Raw genomic sequence first — 23195 nt, forward strand, 5'->3', positions numbered from 1 at the left:
TTATAAGTATGCTCGGTTCACCATATGCGCCGGCTCCCCTCCTTCCGCAAAGGCCCGGATGTCCTTGGCCAACATGGGAATGATGACGTCTCCGATGTCCGCCGTCCCCCCTCCGATATGGGGGGTGACGATGATGTTGGGCTCCAGGAGCAACTCATCCCCAGCAGGCAGGGGCTCCCGCTCCACGCCATCCAGGCCGGCGCCAGCCAGTTTGCCGCTGCGCACCGCTTTTGCCAGAGCCACGTCATCCACCAAACCGCCCCGGGCGGTGTTGATAATGATGGTGCCGTCCTTCATCCGTTCCATCTCCTTCTCTCCCAGCATATGGCGGGTGGAGTCCAGCAGGGGCACATGGAGGGTAATGATGTCGGATGTCTCGATGAGGGTGTCCTGGGAGACATAGGTCATCTGGAACTCCTCCTCCATCTCAGCAGGGAGGCGATAGGTATCAAAATACTGCACCGCAGCGCCGAAAGCCTGGACCTTCCGGGCCACCTGGCGACCGATGTTGCCGCCGCCTACAACGCCTACCAGCTTGTTATTCAGGCAGAAGGAGCTGTTGAGGTAGGTGTTCTTGCTCCACTCCCCCCGCTCCAGGCTCCGGGTGTGGCAGAGGAGCTTGCGCCCCACCGCCAGCATCAGCATGACCGCCAGCTCGGATACGGCTCCAGCATTGGCGCCGGGGGTGTTGGTCACCAAGATTCCCCGCTCTCCGGCAGTCTGGATATCCACCGAGTCAAAGCCCGCACCCCATCGCAGGATTATCTTCAGGTTGGGGTTACGGTCGATTACTTCCTTGGGCGCCTTGAATATCCGAAGGATCATGATTTCCGCGTCGGTCATGGCGTCGTAGTCCTGCTGCTTGTCCACCGCCCGCAGCTCAAACTGTTCCGGAGGCAGCATGGCCCGCAGCTTCTCATAAGTACCGGCGGGATACTGGCCCGCCAAAACGACCTTTAACATGTAGCTCTACCCCCTTACTTCAGTCCTGCGGCAGTCTTGGCGATGAGCTCGTCGGAGGGATTCTTCTGATCCACGGCGGATACCTCCACGATCAGCCGGTACAGGTTCACCTGGTACTCCTCTGCGGAGGCCTTGAACTTCTTCAGGAAGCTGGAGTGGCAGCCGGACAGGCCCAGCACCAGATCCAGAGGCGTGACGGGGTTGTGGTAGTTGTGGGCGTCCATGGCGGGCTGGAGGCGCTTGTCGATGAAATCCAGCATACCATACAGGTCAATGTCCTTCATCTGTCCGTACCGGTGCATGATAGCCACGCACATCTCGGTGGCCAGATTGCCAGCGCTGCGGGCCATGCCCATGAGGCCACAGTCCAGAATGGCGGCACCGTTTTCATAGGCAGCCACCGCGTTGGCGGCGGACAGGCCCAGGTTGTTGTGGCAGTGGAAGGCTACGGGGATGGATACGGCCTGGGTGAGCTTTCTGGTATACTCCGCTACCTGGTCGGGGAGCATGGTGCCGGCGGAGTCCATGATGGTAATCTCGTCAAGTCCCGCCTGCTCCAGCTTCTTGCCCTCCTCGGCCAGCTGATTGGGGGTGAGCAAGTAGGCCTTCATGGCGGAGTAGAAGGCCTTCAGACCCGCCTTTTTGATGTCCTTGACCGCCTGGACAGCTATGTCGGCGTCTCCGGCATCGGCGCCCACCCGCAGGAAGGATAGGCCGCTCTCCTTGGCCAGAGCCACATTTTTCTCACGGTACCGCTTGGCATTGAGGAACATACCCAGCTGGGAGCCCCGGTCCAGATATTTCTGAGCAATGTCCAGATAGGTCCAATCCGTCTCAGCGCTGGTAAATCCGGCCACTTCATAAGCGCCGATGCCGCCGGCGTTGCCGAACTCAATGATGGGGACATGGCAGGCGGTCAGACCATCCAGTACCATGTCGGTGATTTCCGCAGAGAAACCCTTGCCCACCACATTGGCCCCGTCGCGCAGGGTACAGTCCATTAAACTCACGCTCATACTTTTACTCTCCTTTTCTGCCTACCAGCCTGTTCAATTGCATCATAGCATCTGGGCGTGATAAATGTCCAACAGCAGTTTTTTCACATTTCCACAATATAAATCTTGTGGTTCCCTTTCAAGCATGTTAAAATAGCACAATAGTATTCTGCGTGGAGGTAGCACTTTGAATATAAAAAGCATTGAGTATTTTCTCATTACTGCAGAAGAGCTGAACTTTACCCGTGCGGCGGAACGGCTCTATATCAGCCAGCAGGCCCTCAGCAGCCATATCAAGCGACTGGAAGAGGAATATCATGTGCAGCTGTTTGCACGTAAGCCATCTCTCCATCTTACCCCGGAAGGGGAACAAATGGTCTTTTACGGAAAACAAATTTTAGACTCAGACAAAAAGATGCTGGCGGCTTTCTCCGACATCTCCACCAATTGCCGGGGGACTTTAAAAGTAGGAATTTCCAGATTGCGCAGCAAGGTCTTTTTCCCGGATATCTGGAAATATTATCATTCCTCCCATGAAAATATCTCCATCGAACTCATCAACGGCAACAGTGCCTATCTGGACGATCTCCTCCAGGCCGGCAAGCTGGATCTGTATTTGGGCATCAACATCCCTAACGCTCCCAACCAGCACCGGATTGTTCTGGCCCAGGAGGTCATCCACTGCTGCTTTTCCAAGGAACTGCTCATGCAATATTATCCCAATGTCTGGCAGAATATCGTCGCGGATTTCCAGCAAAACGGAGCATCGTTCAATCGCATTGCAGACTTGCCGTTCGGCACGGTTCGCCGGGGGAACAAATTACGGGATGAATTAGAGCTTTGTTTTTCCCGCAGTTGGAAACTAAACTTAATCTTTGAGTCGGAACAGCAGGATCTTATCTACCAATTTTCCAAAAATGGGGCCTTCTCCGGCCTACTGTCCCCGGCCACGTTTTACCAGTTCCGGGAAGAGCTACAAAATCTTGAGGGGGAATTTTTTATTTTTCCACTGCGCGATCACGTGCAAAAGAGCATATTCAGCCTGGTATACCGAAAGGACTATCCCTTACCGCGCTATGCCTCAGACTTTGTTCAGGTCGCCAGCATGGTGATTCGCAACTATTCCAAGTTTATTTATTCTAAATAATTGCATTAGCAGATTATTTAAAGAAACAGACCGGAAATAAGTCATCGGGAGCACAGCGGCACCCTTATGGACTACTGTGTGCCTTTTTCATGCATAAATAGATGACTCACTTTGCTCCCAAAAGGCGGACATTATTAAAAAACGGCTTCAATCATGAGTCTCTGCTTGTCAGTTTTCGATTACAATACAAGGAAAAGTCTTTTTCTTCTGCATTAACTCTCAAAGGATTTCTGCCCTGCCTGGCTGTATAAGGGGCTGTGTGCTACAAGCAGAGGCAATGTGGTATCCGTGTCATTCGACTCCGTTGTGCAGCTATGCGGTAAAATCGACCCACGCCAAGTGCAGCAATCAGGGGTGGGCGAGGAAATAATCTCAAATCCTGCACCGCAAAACAAAATAAAAGGCCATAGGTCATTTTGTTACGATTTATACATCCGAATATTTGTTCTATAATTGAGATAAAGTGAAAGCCAAAACTCGCAACTTTCCGGTGAGGTCCACACCCCAGTGGGACCTCAGACATTCATGAGCCTCGTAGGGCACAATGACCACCCTGAACGAAGGGAACTTCCATGAAGGTCTTCAGTATTTGGCGCTGTGCCGGCAGTGCGGATGTGTACTTTTCCGTTGAGAGCGGAAAGAACACGAATGAACGACACAGTCTTTGTGATCTACAATGGGGAGCCAGTATCAGTGCCAAAGGAGGTCGCACACTTCCTGGAGCAGGATTGAAAACGGCAGCAGGCACAGGATAAGCAGGACGACAGGCATCTGAGTAGAAGTGAGTTTGAAACGGTGCTGTTCTGTTCGGAATGTGTCAGGCATCCCGTAGAAGATGAAGCGCTCTAGAACCTCCGGCTTGAAAATCTGCGGAAAGCCGTCAAGGATCTGGGAGAACAAAGCTGCGAACTCATCGACCTTCGATATGGCAGGAAACTGATCATGGGGGAGATCGGCAAGGTCTACGGTATCTCAAAAGCGGCTGAAAATACTCCACGAAAAGTTGAGGAGTTCTGTCAGATGACAGGGCCCCTCAACTTTTTTTATTTTTCTTGTTTACAAATCCGCTGCAAGCGTCCTTATCAGTAGAGGGTAAATTCTCAATCTCTGAAAATCTGGTTGTGGTTGAATGGCCGCAGCCAGAGTACCCCAGCAAAACCATAAAAAGGAGTGTATCGATCATGGATCAGATGCTTCAGTGCATGGAGGTGAACTTCCGTACCTGCTGTGATCTGCTGCGGTATCAGCAGATGAAGAAAGCCAGCGTGGTCAGAGACATGGATGAGTTTCTGGATATGCTCTATCCCGAGAACACAGAGGAGGAACAGGATGAAAGTATCTAAGTATAAGTCCTACGAGGACCTGCCTCTGTTTCTCAATGCGGAAACCGTGTCAAAGGTCCTGGGCATCGCACCATCGTCCTCCTACAATCTCCTGCACGAAAAGGATTTTTCCGCTCTGCGAATCGGCAGCCGTATCGTGGTGCCCAAGGAACAGTTCATCCAGTGGGTGAAAGAACACACAGGCGGTGGAACATGAGATACAACGACCACGGAAATTTTTTCTCTCTGCCCAATGAGATATTCCTCCTGGGCCTGAGCCCCGGTAAGCTGGCGGTGTACAGTTACCTGCGCCGGTGCGAAGACCGAGGGACGCACCAGTGCTGGCACAGTGGCATGAGTGAGAACACAGTGCGCAAGTACACACTGCGGCTGGAAGAACGAGGACCGCTCTCCATCGAGCCAACCGAAGTGGTAACAGCAACCAGGAAGAAACGAAACGGAAATCTGCGCTACACTCTCTGGCCCGTTCAGGAGTGGATCACAGCCCACTATGACCGCCAGATGGAGGAGCCGGAGATAGCCGCAGTGCGTCAGAGAGTTGCGGCGATACAGGGGTGAGCCGCTGTGTGCGGCTTGTCAGGGCTGGGGGACGAGGATATAACCTCACCCCTCAATACGATGCCTAAAAAACGCCTTATAGCGCAGCTTGTAACGAGAATCACAGGGGGGGTCGGAGGACAATGCCCACCTTCGGGTGGGGCAAGCATAGCGTCCGGCTATACGCCGGTCGCACTCGCCGGGGCAGAGCCCCGGCACCCCCTGCCCCCTAAAGGGGGGAGAAAGGAGCGAAATGCAGAAGAAAAAACATCCATTATTACCGCAAGGATGACTCCACAAATAAAGGCAGAGATCCAACATCGGGCCAAACAGGCCGGGATGACCGAAATTGCCAGGGGGGCGGTGATGGTGTCTGTCACAGCGGTGCGGAACAAGAAACAAACAGCGGGAACGATGGCAGGCGTGATGAAGTATGTGGTCCAGGGCAAGAAAACCCTGCTGGGTGACCGATGGATGGTCACCGGACACAACTGCGTGGCCCAGTCCTTCTCTGCTGAGGATGATCTAACGCCCCAGGAGGTCAACGCCATCGGAGTCGAGTTCGCACAGAAGCAGTTCCCGGACTATGAGGTCCTGGTGGCCACCCACATGGACACCAACCACCTGCAAAACCATCTGTTAGTCAACAGCGTGAGCTGTGCAGATGGCAGAAAGCTCTACCAAAATGCCGCCGGCCTTCAGCGGCACCGGCAGGTAAATAATGAAATCTGTATGGCCCACGGGCTGAGCGTGCTGGAGCCGCCGAAGAAGCACACCCGGAAACGGCAGATGCGGCCAGGGGAGTATCAGGCGGGGCTCCGTGGTGACAGTTGGAAGCTGAATCTAATCCAGGCGATCAATGGTGCGCTGGAGTACGCAGACGACCGGGAAAGTTTTATCGAGAACATGGAGTACGAGGGGTAAGAAGTCAGATGGGTGCCAACTTGGAAGCTGTTCGCCTACCGCCAGACCACAGTCTTCTGCCCCGGCACTCTGGAGCCGGACGAGGAGTGGATGGGGGAACTGGCCGCCGGGCTGGTGCAGTTGGGCAGAGCGCTGGAGAGAGATGCAGACCTCCCGCAGCTTCCCACACCGCCGGTCTGGACAGACAGCAAGCTTCGCCGCCGGGAAGCGTTGAAGAAGCTGGCCTTGGGGCAGAAGCTGAGCTACGACACCGACCAACAGCAGACCATGCAGTGACTGGAGGACGCAGCAGCCTCTCAAGGATTGCGCCGCAAAACAAAGATAAAACTTTTTGCCACAAAGAAAATTGTAAAATCTTTGATAACTCCGGCCCAACATCGTGGCTATTTTACAGCGGCTGCAGTATGTTGTGTTGCTGATGGGAGGCAATCGATATGCCGAAGAAACGTACCAACGGCGAGGGAAATATCCGCAAGCGTAAGGACGGTCGCTGGGAGGGGCGGTACACCGCCGGGTACGATCCCAAGGCCGGAAAGTGGGTCAACAAAAATGTGTTGGGCAAGACCCAGGCAGAGGTCCGGGAAAAACTGAAAACAGCTATGGCGGAGTGTCAGGGGTTAGATGTCAGCAAAGAAACCGATGAGCACACGGTGGGCAACTGGCTTAAAATGTGGTACGAGCTCTATGCCAACCCCAACGTCCGCACCGCCACCGCAAACCGCTACCAGCTCATCATAGACACCTACACTGTCCCCCGCATCGGGAATATCAAATTGAAAAAGCTGACCACCCGGCACCTGCAAAAGCTTTACAAGGAGTTATTAGAAAACGGCAGAATCCACATCGGAAAGAACCAGAGCAAAGGATTCAGCACCACCACTGTCCGTAGCGTCCGCCTGATGCTCCACACCACCCTGGACCGGGCGGTGAAAGAGCGGCTCATTCCTCGAAACCCCTGCAACGACTGCATCGTCCCAAAGCCCCGGAAGCTGGATATGAAAGTTCTCTCCCCAGAGCAGATAGGGGCCTATCTGGAAGCCGCACAGCGGCGGGACAATCTGGATATCCCGAGCAAAACTATCTCAGTGAGCAGGCAGTACATCCGAAACCCTGACGGAAGTCTGGAACTCACCAGGCCCAAGACGGAGAATTCGGTCCGTCTGGTGTCTATCCCACAGACGGCGGTGGAACTGCTGATCCAGGAGCACGACAAACACCCGGACAACCCCTACCTGCTCCCCTTTCCCCTGACCGGAGAGATATACTGCCCGGGCAGTGTGGTAAACCTTCACAAGAAGATCCTGAAGGACGCCGGACTGGAGCATTTCAGGTTCCATGATCTCCGGCACACCTTCGCAACCACAGCCCTCCAGAACGGTGCAGATGAAAAAACGGTGTCCTCCATGCTGGGGCACTACGATACCGGGTTCACCCCCTCCACACCTATACCCACGCTACAAGGCAGAACAGGACGAGGCCGCTCAAACGTTGGGAAGCTTCATGGCACAGGTTATGTAGGACAGAGAGAAAATGCTGGGCAGGAAGCGCAAACTTCCCGTCCGGCACTCTTTAACCCTTTCTGCGTGTGGGTCAAAATGTGGGTCAGTTGTTTGACCCGCATTTTGACCCACACTGAAAAATCAAAATTCGCAACAAAAAGTCCTCAAAAACCGAAGTTTTTGAGGGCTTCTGGAGCTGCTACCCAGATTTGAACTGGGGACCTCATCCTTACCAACGCCGGTTTGACATTTTTTCTAATCTTTTCCGCTTGTTTTTAGTCTTTTCCTCTCAAATCAATACACTTTCTGTTGCTCTTTGAGCGTGCCGCCTCCATACATTCCACCGCCGTCTGTGGCTGGTTATGTGGTCAAACCGCACTTTCATCAGAGAAGCTTAATACCGCATTTACGTAAGTTGCAAGTTTATTGCAACTTAGTCTCAAGTTGGTTGCAAGTTTAGTAAAGATAGACAATGCTATTTTTTCGCAAACCACCTGGCTGCGCTTGTGTTCCCTTCGCAATAAATATGCCCTTCTTCACGAAGTTCTCTCATAAGCACCTGAATCTGTCCTCGATTGTGCCCCGGAAGTACCTGCTGCAGCTCTTTGAAGGGTGCTCCTTTCGCCCCATTTTCTCGAATGTGCTTTAAAAGCAACTCCTTATTTGTTTCCCGATCCAGCCCAACGATTCTCGTATGGATACCAGATTTACCTGCCGCAGTGTACAGGCTACGTGCAAGAACATATTTGTTTCGACCAATATGTTCCACAATCCCTATATCCATAAGATGTTTAAGGTGCGGCTTAAGGTTTGCAGTTAAATCCAATCCATGGTAAAGCGTATTTATAACCAGAAAATCCGCTGTTGAAAGGGTTTCCAACCGCTCGTTTCCAATTTGATTAATGAGCGAAAGCATTTTCGTATCAATAATCAAGCCATGCAGTGTTATGCTCACAAAATCAGCATCTGTACCTGAGAAATCTGGGAGTTGTTTTGCTTCCTTGATGCTCAGCTCATAAATCAGGTTCATCCCTTGGCCAGAACGTTCCACCAACCCGCAAAGGGACAGTATCTCCGCAATACGACGGTTGCGCGGCACCTGTCGATCCAGAATATTGTCCAGTGAAATGCCGTTAGGAAAACCGCCCGGGCTTTCTATGACAAGCCTGTCACGATACTGCCGGACAAATACGCTACCACCCAGTTGATAATTTCTGTGACTGGCTGCGTTCAATACCGCTTCTCTTACAACTCGCTCGTTAAAAGTTGAAATGTCATAAATAAACAGGCCATCTTGATAATGCTGTTTGTCATTCCGCAAATTGATTAATTCCCAAACGCGATGATAGCAGGCAAAAAATCCTACACGAAATTCTTCTCTCTGGCTTGCGGGTCCCGACACTTCAGAAGATCTGTACTCAAATATAATCTCTGCTTGCGGCAAATATTTTCCAAGGGCTTCCTTTTTACCAAACAAAACAAGTGCAGCATATGTTACCCCCTCGTCGGTCACAGCCTCACAGTCGCGCAACAACTGTTCTGCAGACAAACTCTTAAGGCGATTATTCCCACTTTTCTCTATCCATCTGTTTCTAAACTCTTCGATAGCCGTTTCGTCCAAATCAGATAATTTTGCATTTGGGCAGATGCTGCCTGAAAAATCAAATCCAGTTTCTTCATATATTTTTCGACGCATTCCTTCCGGCAGTGGAATTAGGCTATCGCCTTCATACCACCATGCCACCCCATCTACCTGCACAGGCAGACCAAGCGGACGCCCCGCTACATCAAAAACCAACACACGCTTTCCGTCGTAGTCATATAGCTGAAAATCTACCATTATTTTCAACTTATCCATCAGACCTTTGCGGGTACGCTCGGGCTGTTCAAATGCTTTGCTACCTACGACATGGCGCGGACGTTGATCTGTGATTCCAAATACAAGTTTACCACCACCGCAATTTGCCAATGCGCAACAACAGCGAGCCGCTTCATTCATATCGAAGCGGTTCTTCGCCTCCTTAAATTGAATGTTTTCGCCTTCTTTAGCTTCCAGCAATTCCTCAACTGTCAAGAGCATTTGAATTTTCCCTCCTCATTTTCCGCTTACCATTCATAGCGAAAAACACTTTTGCCTATCCAAAGGGATCATATTCCCTAAAATGTGCGCACCTTGTTAGTTCAGCTTTACACAATCGCACTTTTAACAAGGCATAGCGTTCCACTGTAAAAATGGAGTAAGTAGCCGCGCAAACTCGCGATCATATTTTGCGCCGCTGTAGACAATAAAAGTCAGCGCTGTAGCGATCTGCTGTGTCTCCTCGGTTTGAACTGTCAAGTATTTCTTGACAGCTTCCTCAAATACATCCCGTCGCCTTTGTTAATGTGGTAAATCTGTCCCATATGAAAACAGCCACCATCGTCTTCTGGAGCAACCATATGCCCTTCCTTCTGTGGCATCATTTAGAAAACAATTAAATTTTCCATTATGGTTGATTTATATCCTTTAGAACACCGTTATCAGAAGTTAACTCTATATGCTTGGAAAAATATTGCTCAATCATATCTGAATGATCAACAACAATTATTGTTCCGCCATTCTTCCTGAGCCTATCCAAGTATTGAACAACACTATAAATTTCCGTATTACTCAGCCCTTTAAACGGCTCATCTATTCCGAACACCTTAGCAGTAGACTTCATCGCCTTCAAAAGCTTAACTCGGACATTTTCTCCACCGGACAATGTGGATATTGGTTGCCCAATTTTCAAATGCCCTAATAGAAGAGAGGCCGCCTCCCCCAAGGAATTCATAATCTTTATATCCGCTTCGCTAAAGTAGAGAATTGCCTCGTCGATAGTCATGTTCCAAATATCAAAAAGGCTTTTGTCGTATAGCTTATATTTATTGAGTCTCTTGTTAAAACCTGTGCCGCCACAATCTTTACAGATCAACTGAATTTTCGAGTCATATCCACTGCCGTACTCCACATATCCCGCTCCTGCACAAACCTCACACGCACCTTCACACCCAGTTTGGTTAGAAAAAAAGCGCCTATCTTTTTTGTGTTTATTAGCAAACAAATTGCTAATACGAGTAGAAATATCTAACGCAGTAGCCACAGATGAGTTTTTATTTCCAAGTAAAGGCTTTTGGTTAATATAGAGATAGTCTTCATAGTATTGAGGGAGGTATTCCCGCAATAAAGTTGATTTTCCTACGCCAGAACGACCTGTAATCAAGTTCATTCTATTTTCCCCAATTGTAAGGTTTACGCCACTATAGGAATAGACCAAATTATCTATAATGACATGATGCATCTTCTGTGGGGGGACGGTCTCAATTTTATTTCTGACCCTCTGCTCTGCTAAATACTTCTCTACATCAATGAGGAAACCACCATTGGCTCCTCCTTTTTCACCCAAAGCAATAATCTGTTTAGATCTGCTCACAAAAGCATCGCTGTGATCGACAATAATGATGGTGTGTGTTTTCGCCAAATCTATTATCGCCTGAAACACAGCTGATTTTTCCTTGCCAGAAAGTCCTGCCAACGGTTCATCTAAAACCAAAAGCAGATTTGACAATTGCGTGCTTAATACCTGAACCATCCTCAACCGTTGTAATTCGCCGCCCGAAAGAGTAGGGATAGAGCGATGGAAGAATAAATATCCTAAATTCAGTTCAATCGCTTTACACACAAATTTATGAATACTTTTGATTGCAAATTGCAGATTTGTATCTGTATTCTCTGCAATCATCTGTTCAATATGGGGCAAAAGCTTCTCGAATGGCATGGACATAAAATCGCCAATAGAAAGTCCATTTATCATCCATTTTTCGTGTTGCAAAGAATACTTCTTTCCTTGGCAACACTTGCAAATTTCGTCCTTATAAAACTGCCCAGCAGGGGCATAGTTTACCTGCATGGGTTTTCCGGTCATCACTCCATAATATCGGGTAGTCCTACGAGAAAAACCAGTGCTCTTCTTGTAGCGAACAGAATACTTCTTCTCGCTTTCACCATAAAGAATTAAACGCTTTTCCCGATTTGTAAGTTGTCGAAAATTCTTATTGGCATCAATGCTGTTATCAGTACAGAATTGTTGGATTATCTGTTGATAAAAATCCTTGTATCTGTTCCAGCATCGGAATGGATTTTTAGCCAACGGAATATCGTAATCAACTATTCTGTTTTGGTCTAACACTTTAATATAACCCAAGCCATGACATTCTTCGCAAAGATTTTCCTCCTTATTCAGCACGAAGAATTCTTCATCGAGTCCTAAAACAGCCGCATAAATCAGAATAATGCTCCTATTTATTCCAAAGTAAGTGCCTATGGTCGATCTTATATTATTATTATGATTTGATTGTTTAATGGGAACGGCGGCCAACATGTTCTCATAGGCTTTTACTCGGTAAGTTGGATCAGAAACATTGTCAGCAAACATCGACATAAACTCATGCTGGCCAATTTGGGCAATTGTGTCGTATGCCAATGACGACTTGCCACTACCAGAAGGGCCAATAATCAGGTTGATAGCATTTCGTTCAATCTGAACATCGATGTTCTTAAGGTTGTTGGTTTCGATTCCCCAAATTTTAATTGACCCGTCCATGCTCAACCTCTTTTCTGCGTTTTCTTATTTCATGTTGTATAATCAAGTGAATAGATTGTATATGAATTTACTGCTTTAAGCAAGCAGTGGCTGACACATATCTATGCCAGCCACTACGCAACCGGCTTTCGCCGACAAATGTATTTAATTTGGCTGTGCGGATTCTTCTTGAGTTATAATGCGATACAAATCTCTTATAAAGAACTCCAATGTTTTCTTAGAGTGTACGCAAAATCTTTCATCAATGGAATGAATTGTATTCCCAGGTTTTAGGTGCATTGCATTAACAGGGCATCCTCCGCCGCAAATGCCCAAAGCCGGGCAATCCATACATTCTTCGTGATTAACAGGAGATAATTGCGCCCATTCAATAAAGTTTTTGTCCTCTGCAGCAACAAAATCATCATCGTCAATATGAGCAACAAAATATTGTTTGTTGTGGAGGCATCCATGGCAAATTCCGACTTGACCATTAGGCGCAATTACGATCTGCCCGCCAGTTGTCGCAGCGCAATCAGAAAAATACACTTGAGCCTTAGAAAAAGACTTTAATTTGCGCATCATTCGATCTTCGTATATCCCTCTTTCTCGCAGTTCAATGAATTCATCAATAATAAATTGCGCCGCAGCTTCATTGTAGCTTTGAGGGAGCACAAAGGTGTCGCTGGACATCATAATATTAAAACCGAATGCTTTTACACCGTAGGTATCAACAAGGTTCAAAATATCCTTCGTATTCTTTATAGTTTCTTCGCTCAAAGTGACAGAGAGAGAAACATCAACACCCACAGCCTTGCACATATTGAGTTTGTCCAAGATCCGAGAGAAAACTGGCTTTCCCGCAATATCTACACGCATACTATTTGCTTCTTCTGTAAAACCATCAATAGATATAGCAATCGCAACACCCAGTTCGTGAAGCCGCCTTACTTTGGACTCGTCTAAAAGAAGTCCGTTTGTCACCATAGACATTTCAATATTGCGAATACACGGTTCTTCTTTCCGAAGCTCATTAACTCTCGCCGCCGTATGTTCAAGAACTCTGAAGTTTACCATCGGCTCTCCACCATAGAAAATCAGAACAGGCTTATTGTCTGCATGATCCATGCCGGATGCTTTGATTTGACGAATGAAAAAATCAATAGCCTTGTCCGCGGTTTCGGTCGACATATTCTCCAACAGGAAATTACTACGTTTCTCGCAGTCATTATTTCCGAGAAAGCAATATTTACAGGCCAAATTGCACTGCTCGCTCATAATCATGTAGCAAACATTAACTGCAGGAGCAGGGATCTTGGACCTTACGAAGGCTAATACTTTCTCGTCCTCGTCCTCGGTTTGGGTGAGAATCTTAAATTTTACTAATTCTTGAACTTCAACGAGGATTTCACCCGGAGCATTTTCTATCTTATCACAAAAAGAGCTTGCAAGCCAAGCCTGCAAGCTCCTAAATGCATCTTTAGATAAATACACCGGTTTCATTCGCAATGAATGGTAGAGAGCAACCGCTTCTCCCAAATCATAGGAATGAGTAAACCGAGACATATTTACCATTCGATTTCCTCCATCTCGGGAGCCATACGGCAGGAGCATGCGCAAGTGCAGGAATTGCAGGCTACGCAAGCGCAACGAGCCATTACGACAGCCTCATTACAAATCATACCGAAAAGCTGCATGTACTGAGCATTATTTGCACTCATCTTAGATTACCTCCCATTCAAAATCAGAAACATATCCACCGGAGCAAGAACACCGACAATTACACATACAGCCAGTGCACTGACCAATGCAAGAGGCAGCGTACGAAAGGGCCTCCTTGCCGATGTTGCCCAACAGAGCCTCATATGCGCCAGAACCAATTTTAATCATTTAAATGCCTCCTTAATCTATTTTTAGTGTCTTTATGATACGCTTCTTTTTTTCAATTGTCAATATACAGGAAATACATTTTATACGAAACCGCAAATATACTATATATTGTGGTTTAATTTCTCATTTTATCAACATATAGAAACCGTGTAGAGAACGTCAAAAACGCATATGACAAGAAAAACCTGCAATATCAAGCTTTTTCAGGTTTCTCTCTATATCCGGTATAAATTCTTTTTACATCGTTAGCTGAACCTATATTTGCGCTGCTGAAGTCAATAGAAACACTCAGGGCGGTTATCTCAACAGGCCCCGAGTGCTTTTCATTTCCCGTATTTCTCTTTCAGGCTCTGGTGTCCCTTCTGCGCTTCCCGCCGCTGATCATCGGCGGTCAGGATATGCCACTGAGCACCAGGATAGCTCAGATCAAGGTGTGCCTTTTCTTCCGGAAAATGTCTCTCCGGGTCAAATCTGAAATCCCTCTCAACAAGCCGCTGCCACAAGCTCGGCTCATCGGGCAGATCGATCTTGTCCACTTCGTAGCTTGGCAGCTCATGGGTGGTATCGATTTTCCGCAGAAATTCCTCTGCGGTCAATTTCCCCAGCACATACTCCTCCCGTGCCAGCCGCGCGTTCTCGCTCCACTGGTCGTATTGCCCGTAGTCCATCGGTAACAGGTTGGACCGCTCAGAAGGTGCCGCGTTCTGCCAGCGGAGCAAGCGGGAGTACATTCTGTCCCGCAGTCTTTTATAAACCAGGAGTGCTTCATCCTCCGAAGTTTTATCCAGCCTTGCCAGATTCGCACCGCGCTGTTTACAGCTCTGCCCATCAGTCACCCGGTCACAGTACCGGGTGACCTTTTTCGTTTTCGGGATGAAGTAGCCCCAGTAGCAGTCACACCGGCAGATTCTCTGACTGTCCTGTTCAAAGTAGAGCGCCAGCACCAATAGCCGCAGCTCCAGCAGACTCCGGAGCCGGATCGACCGGGGCTCTTCCGACTGCAGCAGTTTCGCTGGATGGCAGATCCGTGCAATGCCAGCGTAAGTCTCCCGCAGCTTTTCGTACTGCTCCGCCGGCGTTGATCCGGCTGTTCCGTCGAAAGCGACCTCCATAATATTCCGAAGGTAGGTCTGCACACGCAAGGGCTCCTCCATCACCCGCAGGATCTCCTGTCCGGAGGTCAGCAGGAACATGGCCGTGCCGTCATCCTCTGTCTGCAAGGTACGATGCAGAATGTCTGTTACAACGAACCCACTCACAGGATCGATCTCACACAGGTCAGGTGTCAGCAGAATCGCCTCGCTAACGAAGTCCTCATAGTCGCTCACGGGAATGTCAATCCGCTCCTCGAACAGAGGATGCTCGTCCCGCAACCAACGCACCACTCTGCGGTAGTCGGTATAGTCCAGTTCAGAGAACGTAATCAAGGTCTCCGCGGGAGTCATGGCGGGCATCTGCGTTTCCGTTCTGTCATCACAAAGCAGGATGGAAAACCGACCGCCGCTCATCTCCATCAAGTACAGTTCCGAAGCCATGCCAATACCTCCCCAAAGATCACTTCCTGATGGTAACCTCTCTGAAATAATTCTATCATAAAGACGAAAACAGCGAAAGCGTAAAGTTTTACTGCACCTCGACAACTGAATACCCGCAGCCGGAGTGCATACACCGCGAGGGAAGCATCGCCATGATCCACAAAGGGAAGCATGCCAACACGGGACAACGCCGCAGAAAGTCTGGGGTAGGAAGGTGTACGGTGTGCGGCCAATCAAACACAAAATCTGAAAGGAGAATGGAACATGAAATCATCTGTCTACAAGAGCTACGACGAACTGCCGCTGTTTCTTAACGTCAAACAGGGTTCCCACCGAAGCCCAGCGAAGCGGGTTCGGTGGGAAGAGGAGGCGCAGCGGAATGAGTGAGTTTTCGCCCCTGGGCGGAAACGAAGGATGTGGAGCTTGCGCCGACGAGGTGGCAAAGACTCTGGGCATCGCTCCATCCAGCGCATATGAACTCATGCACGAAAAAGATTTTCCCACTCTGCGCATCGGCAGCCGCATGGTGATCCCGAAGGAAAAGTTCATCCAGTGGGTGGAGGAACACACGAAGGGTGGTGAGCGCACATGAGAAGAACGAAACCTCCTGTGGGTTGGGAACACGTGAAAAACTGTTTCCCTGTCCCCAACGAGCTCCTCGAGTTCGATCTGCCCGGTGGAGCCATCGCGGTCTACATCTACCTGCTGCGTCACGCAGACCGCAGGACCGGTCAGTGTCATCCCAGCACAGCGACCATGGCCAAGAAGCTGCACTACTGCCGGAACACCGCCGCAAGCTATGTCCGTCTGCTGGAGGAGCGTGGTCTCATCGTCACGGAGAACACGGAGATCATCACGAAGAGAAGTATCAAGAAAAACGGCAACCTGCTCTACACCCTCATCCCCATACACGAAGTCACGCAGGCGTACTACGACCGGCAGTTCGCAAAAACAGACCTCGCAACCGTGCAGCAAAAAGCGAAAGCAAAGGCTGAAACTCTGGGCGTCCAGTTCGTTCCGACCGGGAATGGGGAGGACGCATGACCGCCCCGTACTTGCCACCGTGTGCCGCTGTGTGCGCCTCTTCGGGGCTGGGTGGAGTCCCAGCCCCACCAGAGCTTTCAACGAGAATTCGGGCCGCTTTTGAGGGCTCTGCGGAGGACGAAAGAGAAAGCAGGATAAAGGCAGGGGTCGCAGGCGGCCCCTGCAGGAAGCACTTCTGCCCGCAGGGCGGGCAGTTTGCGAGGGGTTCTGCGGGGCTGTGAAGTGGGGTCAAAACCAGAGGAGAACCGATCCCTGTGCGGTCATCTTCCCCGTAAGTCCCCTGCTGCAACAAAAAATCAGGGGTCAAGCCCCGGAAAGGAGCCTATTTTGAGCAAGAAAGAGAAGTTTGCCCTGTACCTGACGCCGGAGAAAAAAGCGGTGCTGGAACGCCGCTACCGGGAGGATGGGAGCCGCAGCCTCACCGCCTTCATCGAGCGGGCCGTCGACTTCTATCTGGACTACCTCAGCGTCAACGACGCCGGACTGTTCCTCCCCACCGCGCTCAAGTCCTATGTGGATGGCCGACTGGGACAGATGGAAGACCGGATGTCCTCTCTGCTGTACAAGCAGGCGGTGGAGCAGGACATGGTAGCCGGTATCCTGGCCGACACATATCAGTTCAGCGAGGAGGATCTTAAGCGACGCCGTGCGGAAAGCGTGAAGAATGTGAAGCGGACCAATGGCCGCATCTCCCTGGATCAACGGGTGCGGGAAGCCTGGGAGGAGGGAGATGAGTGGCAAGACTGATCGTCAAGAGTCCCTACTACAAGTGCGGCGGAAATACCTCCCTCAGCGGCTATCTGCGCTACATCGCCACGCGGGAGTGGGTGGAATTGCTCCCGGATGACCGTCCGCCCACTCGCAAGCAGGAGCAGCTCATCAACAAACTTACGAAAGATTTTCCTGACAGCAAAACCCTCTATGAGTATGAGGACTATGCTACAAGGCCCACCAAGTTCAATGCCTCTGCGTTCATCACGCTGGCGCTGGAGTCTAACTGGGACAAGCTCTCCAATATGGAGGGCTACGCTGGGTACATCGCCACCCGTCCCCGCGCAGAGCGGCTGGGGAGCCACGGCCTGTTCGGTGACGAAGATGGTGTGGACTTGGAGAGCGCCATGTCTGAGCTGGAACAGTACACCGGAAATGTTTGGACCCACATCATCTCCCTGAAACGGGAGGATGCAGTGCGGCTGGGTTACGACAACGCCGAGGTGTGGCGGGATCTCCTCCGGGCTCACCGCAACGACATCGCCGCGGCGATGAACATCCCGCCCAACGACTTCCGTTGGTACGCTGCCTTCCACGATGAAGGGGAACACCCCCATGTCCACATGATGGCGTGGTCGGCAAAGCCGGGGCAGGCGTACTTGTCCAAAGAGGGGATCCGGCAGATCAAGTCCGAACTCACCAACGATATTTTCAAGCAGGAACTGCTGCACCTCTATGAGCAGAAGTCTGCATCCCGCGACGAGCTGGTACACGAGGCCCGGAAAGCCATGCTGGAGTTGGTACAGGTGATGAAAGAGGGAATCTGCGACCACCCAGAAGTGGAGCGTCTTATGCTGGAGCTGGCGATGCAGCTGGAAACGGTCAAGGGCAAGAAGTCCTATGGGTATCTCCCAAGGCCGCAAAAGAAATTGGTGGATCGGATTGTGGATGAGATGGAGCGGCTCCCCAGTGTCCGCGACTGCTACGACCAGTGGATGGTCCTTCAGGGCAAGGTGGATGGGTACTATCACGACAGAGAGCGAAAGCGCGTTCCGCTGTCACAGCAGAAAGAATTCCGCCAGATCAAGAATGCAGTCATAAAAGAGGCGGAAAACATCCGACAGTGCAAATTGTTCTTTGAGGACAAGGGTGTGGAGCAGGAGAGCGAGCCGGAGGAATTCCAAAACGCTTCCTATGACTACGAAAGCCTGCTGGATGTGATCCGGGATGATAGCCTGACCATGGAGGAGCGCGGCGACGCTGTCGATGAAATGAACCAGCTGGCGAAAAGCGGTGATAAGCACGCACAGTACCTCATGGGAAAGCTGTGGCGGGACGGTCCGCTACTGACCCCGGACTGGGTGAACGCCCGGTACTGGTTTCAAAAGTCGGCGGAGCAGGGACACACCTATGCGCAGTACGCCCTGGGCAAACTTCTGCTCTCTGATGATCCCGAGGTGCATGATGTGGAGGATGGTATCCGTTGGCTGAAGCGGGCCGCTGAAAGCGGAAACCACTTCGCCGCCTACCGGCTGGGCAAGGAATATTACAGAGGGAAAAATATCGGGCGAAACTTCACCACAGCGGCAAAGTGGTTTGAGCGCGGAGCACAGGCTGGCAACCAGTACGCACAGTACATGCTGGGAAAGCTGTATCTCATGGGCCAGGGCGTGGAGTACAGCAAAGAGCAGGGTGCATACTGGCTGAATCAGGCGGCGGAACAAGGCAACGTCTACGCGGAAGCCCTTCTCCAACACCAGGACAGCGGCAAGCCGCCCCATGTGTTCCTGGCTGTCACCCGTCTGCTCCACCACATGGGCAGGATCTTTCAGGAACAATCTCTGCCTCAGTCCGGAACAGGGCTGCAGGTGGACAGCAAGCTCCGGCAGAGGATCAAAGAGAAGAAGACCGCCATGGGGCATAAAGCAGATGACCATGAAGATCCTGAACTGACGCAGAGCGGCATGGGCGGCATGACAGGGTATTGATAGGGCCGGAGGATGGTATCACATTTTGATACCATCCTCCAAGACCGCCAAATGATAAATCTTTGATAACTCTGCGCATTTGCTGTGGCTATTTTCTGTTTCTGTGGTACTGTGTTGCTGACAAGGAGGGATACACATGAACACAAACCAACTGCCCATCCGCCAGTGCCGCTACTGCGGCAGTGAAGATTTGGGAATGGGCTGGCAACACGGCGAGGGGATCGTCACCTTCAAGAAACACGGTATCCTGGGCAATCGGATGCGCTGCCTGATCTGCCGCCGCTGCGGCGCGGTTCTGTTCCAATGGGTGGCGGAGCCACACAGGTTCCCACCCATCCGGTAGCCCACGCAAGCCCTGCTACGCAAATCAAAGATAAAAACCTCGGAGGTGAAAAAACATGGCCAAGCGAAGACCATCCGGTGACGGCATGGTACGCAAACGGGAGGATGGCCGCTGGGAGGGGCGCATCGTTATCGGCCACAAGGAAAACGGCGATCCTATCTTCCGATACATCTACGCCGACACCCAAAAGGAACTGACCGCCAAACTCCGGCAGAATATCACCGCCTATCAAGGTGTGGATCTGACGGAGGAGTGCAGGATGACCCTCTCAGAGTGGCTGGACCGATGGCTGGCGCAGATGGCATCCGTCCTGCGGCCCAGCACGCTGGACCACTACCGCAGGGATATGGATCACCACGTCAAACCCTATCTGGGCCAAAAGAAGCTCACACAAGTTACACCGGCAGACCTACGGAAGCTCTACGACACTCTAAAACAGCATGGCAGGGTCCATCCCCGCCCAGGACAGAGCCGTAGGCTATCCACCACCACCGTCCACGGCATCCACACCACCCTGCACCATGCGCTGAAATCCGCGGTAGACCAACGGCTGCTGCCCCACAATCCCGCTGACCATGTGGAGCCGCCCAAGGTGGCCCACAAATCCATGACCATCCTGAACGAGGAGCAGCTGGATACCTTTCTGTCAGCGGTGGAGCAGGACGCTGTATGGAAGGACTTCTTCTACACCGAACTGACCACCGGCCTGCGGCTGGGCGAGATCTGCGGATTGATGTGGTCTGACTTCGATGCCAGAAATGGAACGTTGCGTGTGAACCGAACTCTCCACAAGGAGAAGGGTGGGCGTCTGGTGACAGGCGACACCAAGACCTACGCCGGAACCAGAAAAATCATTCTTCCTGACAGCACCGCAGAACGATTACGAAACCGCAAAAAATCTTCCTACTCCGTCTGGATCTTTCCTAACCCGCTCAAGCCTGAAGCGCCTATGAACCCCAGCGCCGCTTATCATCAACTGAAACAGATCCTCACGGAGAACGATCTGCCTGACCTCCGCTTCCATGATTTCAGGCACACCTTCGCCACTCACGCACTGGCCAACGGAGTGGACGCCAAGACCCTGTCTGGAATCCTGGGCCACACAAAGGCCAGCTTCACGGTGGACACCTACACCCACACCACCACGGATATGCACAAAAAGGCCGCTGAAATCGTCGGCGGCTTCCTGACGGACTACTTGGGAGAGGAGATGGCTCCATGGCAAAGCGCAGAACCCGCGGCGACGGCAGTCTCCATCTGAGGAAAGACGGACGCTGGGAGGGCCGGTATGTGGTAGGCTACGATGACAAGGGCCTGCCCGTGACCAAAAACGTCCTCGCCAAAACCAAGCTGGAGTGTACGGCAAAGCTGGCGCAGCTCCGGGATACACTGAAAGAGCCTGCGCCGGACCAGCCTAAGCCCGGAATCCTGCTGGTGGACTGGCTGGACCTCTGGTATCAAGGGTACAAGAAACCGAATCTCCGCCCCAATACTCAGATGTCTTATGAGCGGCGGATTTACCAACACATCACCCCTGCGCTGGGACAAATCCAGCTGGACAAGCTGACCACCGCAGACATTCAGGAATTCTACGCCAATCTCAAGAAAAATGACCGGCTGCTTCGCACCGAGCTCTATGGCGAAGGTCTGTCAGATCAGACGGTCCGTGGTATTCACACCACCCTCCACGCCGCGCTGGATAAGGCCGTGGAAGAAAATCTGATCTTCCGCAATCCTTCGGAGGGATGTAAGCTTCCCTCTGCCAGGCCCAGAGAAATGAAGGTGCTGACACCGGAGGAGATCCAGCGGTTACTGATCCAGGCCAGAGAGGATGGCTGCTACGAGCTGCTCCTGCTGGAGCTGTCCACCGGCCTGCGCCGGGGCGAGATCTGCGCCCTCCAATGGAATGACCTGGATCTCAAAACCGGGGCGCTCCAAGTGGAGCGGCAGGTCCACCGGGTGCGAGGGGAACTGGTGGTATCTCCGCCCAAAACCAAAGCGGGGAGACGCACGGTGCTCCTCCCGCCTCCTGTCCTGAGTGTACTCAAAGCCTGCCGGGCCACTTCAACCTCCCGGTGGATGTTCCCCTCGCCAGTCAAGGAGGACTCCCCCATGGACCCTGCGGCAGTACGGAAGCGGCTATCCACCGTGCTGAACCGGGCTGACTGCAAGCGACTCCGCTTCCACGATCTGCGCCACACCTTCGCCACCACATCTTTGGAGCACGGCATGGACGTCAAGACCCTTTCCACCATCATCGGCCATGTGTCCAGTAGCACCACGCTGAACATCTACGCCCATGTGACCGATGAGATGCAGAGGACTGCCGCCGCCAAGATTGACCGTGGGATCGTCAAAAGTGAAGCCGCCCAAGAGGTTGATACAGCACCAAGAAACCCACTCCCCTCCACCTTCCAGCCCTACAAGGGTCAGCGCCGCAAGCCCGGCACCGGCTGCGTCAGCCAGATCAGCGAAACCCTCTGGGAAGGCCGCTACTCCCCCACCATCAACGGAAAGCGCATGGCCCGGAATGTATATGCCAAAACAGAGAAAGAGTGTGAGGAAAAGCTGGCCGCCCTCATCCGGGAGATGAAGCAGGAGTTCGCTACCATGAAAACACAGGCAACGGCTGTTTGAAACGCACAGGGCTCCGGCGGAATAGCACCGCCGGAGCCCTGATTTTTTCTGTCTGTGGCTTGTTCTGTGGTCAAAGCCCTGATTGAAAATTCCAAGCAAGCCCAAAAGTCATGAAAAGCAAAGTAAAACCGCCCTTTTCGACCGAAAAAAGCGGTTTTTGTGGAGCTGCTACCCAGATTTGAACTGGGGACCTCATCCTTACCAAGGATGCGCTCTACCGACTGAGCTATAGCAGCAAATCTGTTCCCAAACGGAAACTATTCTAACAGGACATGGCTTAGAATTTTTACAGATAATTAAAAAACTGGGAGACTATTTAAACAACCGTATGGTTGAAAATCTATAAAATGGCGACTCGGAAGGGACTTGAACCCTCGACCTCCGGCGTGACAGGCCGGCGTTCTAACCAACTGAACTACCGAGCCATTTTAAACATATGAAACAGAATGAAATCTGATATTCTTTTTTGGCAGGGGCAGAAGGAATCGAACCCTCGGCACGCGGTTTTGGAGACCGCTGCTCTACCTGCTGAGCTATACCCCTATATGGTGGGCCTTCACGGGCTCGAACCGTGGACCGGCCGGTTATGAGCCGGCTGCTCTAACCAACTGAGCTAAAGGCCCATGACCGTTCTCACATTATTTCGGAAAGAGCGGCTTGCCGTCATATATTGGCGGCAAGCCGCTTCTGGCTCCCCAAGTTGGACTCGAACCAACGACCCTGCGGTTAACAGCCGCATGCTCTACCGACTGAGCTATTGAGGAATGTGAAAGGGTCCGGTCCGGATGGACCGGACCCTTTATGTTGGCGTTACCTATCTTCCCGGTCCGTCTCCAGACAAGTATTTTCGGCAGAAGCGAGCTTAACTTCCGTGTTCGGAATGGGAACGGGTGGACCCTCGCCCTAATCAACACCAACTACTACTTTCTCTTTGAAAGAAAGTAAGCAAAGAAAAAACTACCTTTTCTCTCCTTACCGTCTTTCCAACAGTAAGTATTATATCCGTTTTTGCTCAATTGTCAAGAACCATTTTATAAA

At 51.3% G+C, this 23195-nt stretch carries 23 protein-coding genes, 5 tRNA genes and 1 rRNA gene; 15 read left to right on the plus strand and 14 right to left on the minus strand.

Translation table 11 applies throughout. The annotated features are described in order from the left end of the window. Together WKS99_RS04840 and WKS99_RS04845 are read right to left on the minus strand one after the other, a co-directional pair. Positions 1–963 (minus strand): 2-hydroxyacid dehydrogenase, encoded by a 963-nt coding sequence (locus WKS99_RS04840; protein ID WP_262669089.1) that lies wholly within the window; start codon positions 961–963, stop codon positions 1–3. 14 nt (positions 964–977) lie between these two features. Beyond that, on the minus strand, positions 978–1979 hold the full coding sequence (locus tag WKS99_RS04845) for a 4-hydroxy-2-oxovalerate aldolase (RefSeq protein ID WP_262669090.1): 1002 nt from the start codon (positions 1977–1979) through the stop codon (positions 978–980). A gap of 166 nt (positions 1980–2145) precedes the next feature. On the opposite strand from WKS99_RS04845, the gene WKS99_RS04850 reads away from it, so the two are divergent. The 7 genes from WKS99_RS04850 to WKS99_RS04880 all read left to right on the plus strand — a co-directional run bounded on the left by WKS99_RS04850 (position 2146) and on the right by WKS99_RS04880 (position 7621). After that, a complete protein-coding gene (locus WKS99_RS04850) occupies positions 2146–3105 on the plus strand; it encodes a LysR family transcriptional regulator (RefSeq protein WP_262669091.1) in 960 nt (319 codons plus the stop codon). Positions 3106–4286: 1181 nt separating this feature from the next. Next, complete coding sequence (locus WKS99_RS04855; protein ID WP_186852421.1) at positions 4287–4448, plus strand: hypothetical protein; 162 nt, start codon at positions 4287–4289, stop codon at positions 4446–4448. Continuing rightward, positions 4435–4644: a helix-turn-helix domain-containing protein gene (locus WKS99_RS04860; protein ID WP_340405412.1), complete on the plus strand. Its 210-nt coding sequence runs from the start codon at positions 4435–4437 to the stop codon at positions 4642–4644. The genes WKS99_RS04855 and WKS99_RS04860 overlap by 14 nt, the downstream gene beginning before the upstream one ends. Continuing rightward, a complete protein-coding gene (locus tag WKS99_RS04865; protein ID WP_186852423.1) occupies positions 4641–5006 on the plus strand; it encodes a helix-turn-helix domain-containing protein in 366 nt (121 codons plus the stop codon). The genes WKS99_RS04860 and WKS99_RS04865 overlap by 4 nt, the downstream gene beginning before the upstream one ends. Before the next feature lie 318 nt (positions 5007–5324). Continuing rightward, entirely contained in the window at positions 5325–5909 is a 585-nt protein-coding gene (locus WKS99_RS04870; RefSeq protein WP_340405413.1) for a relaxase/mobilization nuclease domain-containing protein, read from the plus strand. 12 nt (positions 5910–5921) lie between these two features. Further along, positions 5922–6185 carry a hypothetical protein gene (locus WKS99_RS04875; protein ID WP_186852425.1) on the plus strand — a complete coding sequence of 88 codons (264 nt, stop codon included), beginning with the start codon at positions 5922–5924 and terminating at the stop codon, positions 6183–6185. Positions 6186–6343: 158 nt separating this feature from the next. Further along, positions 6344–7621 carry a tyrosine-type recombinase/integrase gene (locus WKS99_RS04880; RefSeq protein WP_340405414.1) on the plus strand — a complete coding sequence of 426 codons (1278 nt, stop codon included), beginning with the start codon at positions 6344–6346 and terminating at the stop codon, positions 7619–7621. Positions 7622–7883: 262 nt separating this feature from the next. On the opposite strand, the gene WKS99_RS04885 is transcribed toward WKS99_RS04880, so the two are convergent. The 6 genes from WKS99_RS04885 to WKS99_RS04910 all read right to left on the minus strand — a co-directional run bounded on the left by WKS99_RS04885 (position 7884) and on the right by WKS99_RS04910 (position 15434). Continuing rightward, the gene (locus WKS99_RS04885) at positions 7884–9488 is read right to left on the minus strand and encodes an ATP-binding protein (RefSeq protein WP_340405415.1); all 1605 of its coding nucleotides are present in this window, start codon (positions 9486–9488) and stop codon (positions 7884–7886) included. 406 nt (positions 9489–9894) lie between these two features. Continuing rightward, entirely contained in the window at positions 9895–12030 is a 2136-nt protein-coding gene (locus WKS99_RS04890) for an ATP-binding cassette domain-containing protein (RefSeq protein ID WP_340405416.1), read from the minus strand. 144 nt (positions 12031–12174) lie between these two features. Beyond that, positions 12175–13584, minus strand: a complete 1410-nt coding sequence (locus WKS99_RS04895; protein WP_340405417.1) for a FibroRumin system radical SAM peptide maturase — start codon at positions 13582–13584, stop codon at positions 12175–12177. After that, entirely contained in the window at positions 13578–13730 is a 153-nt protein-coding gene (locus WKS99_RS04900; protein ID WP_340405418.1) for a FibroRumin family radical SAM-modified Cys-rich RiPP, read from the minus strand. Before WKS99_RS04900 ends, WKS99_RS04895 begins: the two co-directional genes overlap by 7 nt. A gap of 1 nt (position 13731) precedes the next feature. Beyond that, entirely contained in the window at positions 13732–13899 is a 168-nt protein-coding gene (locus WKS99_RS04905) for a FibroRumin family radical SAM-modified Cys-rich RiPP (protein ID WP_340405419.1), read from the minus strand. A 323-nt stretch (positions 13900–14222) separates the two neighbouring features. Further along, a complete protein-coding gene (locus tag WKS99_RS04910) occupies positions 14223–15434 on the minus strand; it encodes a hypothetical protein (RefSeq protein WP_340405420.1) in 1212 nt (403 codons plus the stop codon). 264 nt (positions 15435–15698) lie between these two features. On the opposite strand from WKS99_RS04910, the gene WKS99_RS04915 reads away from it, so the two are divergent. The 8 genes from WKS99_RS04915 to WKS99_RS04950 all read left to right on the plus strand — a co-directional run bounded on the left by WKS99_RS04915 (position 15699) and on the right by WKS99_RS04950 (position 22157). After that, positions 15699–15821 carry a hypothetical protein gene (locus tag WKS99_RS04915; protein ID WP_340405421.1) on the plus strand — a complete coding sequence of 41 codons (123 nt, stop codon included), beginning with the start codon at positions 15699–15701 and terminating at the stop codon, positions 15819–15821. Then, a complete protein-coding gene (locus tag WKS99_RS04920) occupies positions 15814–16026 on the plus strand; it encodes a helix-turn-helix domain-containing protein (RefSeq protein WP_340405422.1) in 213 nt (70 codons plus the stop codon). Before WKS99_RS04915 ends, WKS99_RS04920 begins: the two co-directional genes overlap by 8 nt. After that, positions 16023–16478: a helix-turn-helix domain-containing protein gene (locus WKS99_RS04925; RefSeq protein ID WP_340405423.1), complete on the plus strand. Its 456-nt coding sequence runs from the start codon at positions 16023–16025 to the stop codon at positions 16476–16478. Before WKS99_RS04920 ends, WKS99_RS04925 begins: the two co-directional genes overlap by 4 nt. Before the next feature lie 327 nt (positions 16479–16805). Then, positions 16806–17225 carry a hypothetical protein gene (locus WKS99_RS04930; RefSeq protein WP_340405424.1) on the plus strand — a complete coding sequence of 140 codons (420 nt, stop codon included), beginning with the start codon at positions 16806–16808 and terminating at the stop codon, positions 17223–17225. Further along, positions 17213–19177 carry a MobP3 family relaxase gene (gene mobP3, locus WKS99_RS04935; RefSeq protein WP_340405425.1) on the plus strand — a complete coding sequence of 655 codons (1965 nt, stop codon included), beginning with the start codon at positions 17213–17215 and terminating at the stop codon, positions 19175–19177. Before WKS99_RS04930 ends, mobP3 begins: the two co-directional genes overlap by 13 nt. 136 nt (positions 19178–19313) lie before the next feature. Continuing rightward, positions 19314–19520, plus strand: coding sequence for a hypothetical protein (locus WKS99_RS04940; protein ID WP_340405426.1), 207 nt, complete (start codon positions 19314–19316; stop codon positions 19518–19520). A gap of 55 nt (positions 19521–19575) precedes the next feature. Next, positions 19576–20781, plus strand: a complete 1206-nt coding sequence (locus tag WKS99_RS04945) for a tyrosine-type recombinase/integrase (protein ID WP_340405427.1) — start codon at positions 19576–19578, stop codon at positions 20779–20781. Continuing rightward, complete coding sequence (locus WKS99_RS04950; protein WP_340405428.1) at positions 20739–22157, plus strand: tyrosine-type recombinase/integrase; 1419 nt, start codon at positions 20739–20741, stop codon at positions 22155–22157. Before WKS99_RS04945 ends, WKS99_RS04950 begins: the two co-directional genes overlap by 43 nt. A gap of 160 nt (positions 22158–22317) precedes the next feature. Here the strand turns inward: WKS99_RS04950 and WKS99_RS04955 are convergent. The 6 genes from WKS99_RS04955 to rrf form a co-directional block, all read right to left on the minus strand. Then, positions 22318–22393, minus strand: a tRNA-Thr gene (locus tag WKS99_RS04955). A gap of 112 nt (positions 22394–22505) precedes the next feature. Beyond that, positions 22506–22582 (minus strand) — tRNA-Asp (locus tag WKS99_RS04960). A 42-nt stretch (positions 22583–22624) separates the two neighbouring features. After that, positions 22625–22700 (minus strand) — tRNA-Trp (locus WKS99_RS04965). Positions 22701–22703: 3 nt separating this feature from the next. Then, positions 22704–22780, minus strand: a tRNA-Ile gene (locus WKS99_RS04970). A gap of 65 nt (positions 22781–22845) precedes the next feature. Beyond that, positions 22846–22921: transfer RNA gene (locus WKS99_RS04975), tRNA-Asn, on the minus strand. 38 nt (positions 22922–22959) lie between these two features. Then, positions 22960–23075, minus strand: a 5S ribosomal RNA gene (gene rrf / locus WKS99_RS04980). Positions 23076–23195: the final 120 nt, after the last annotated feature.

It is taken from the genome of Flintibacter sp. HCN-6482 (assembly GCF_037892565.1).
Classification (GTDB): Bacteria; Bacillota; Clostridia; order Oscillospirales; family Oscillospiraceae; genus Lawsonibacter; species Lawsonibacter aceti.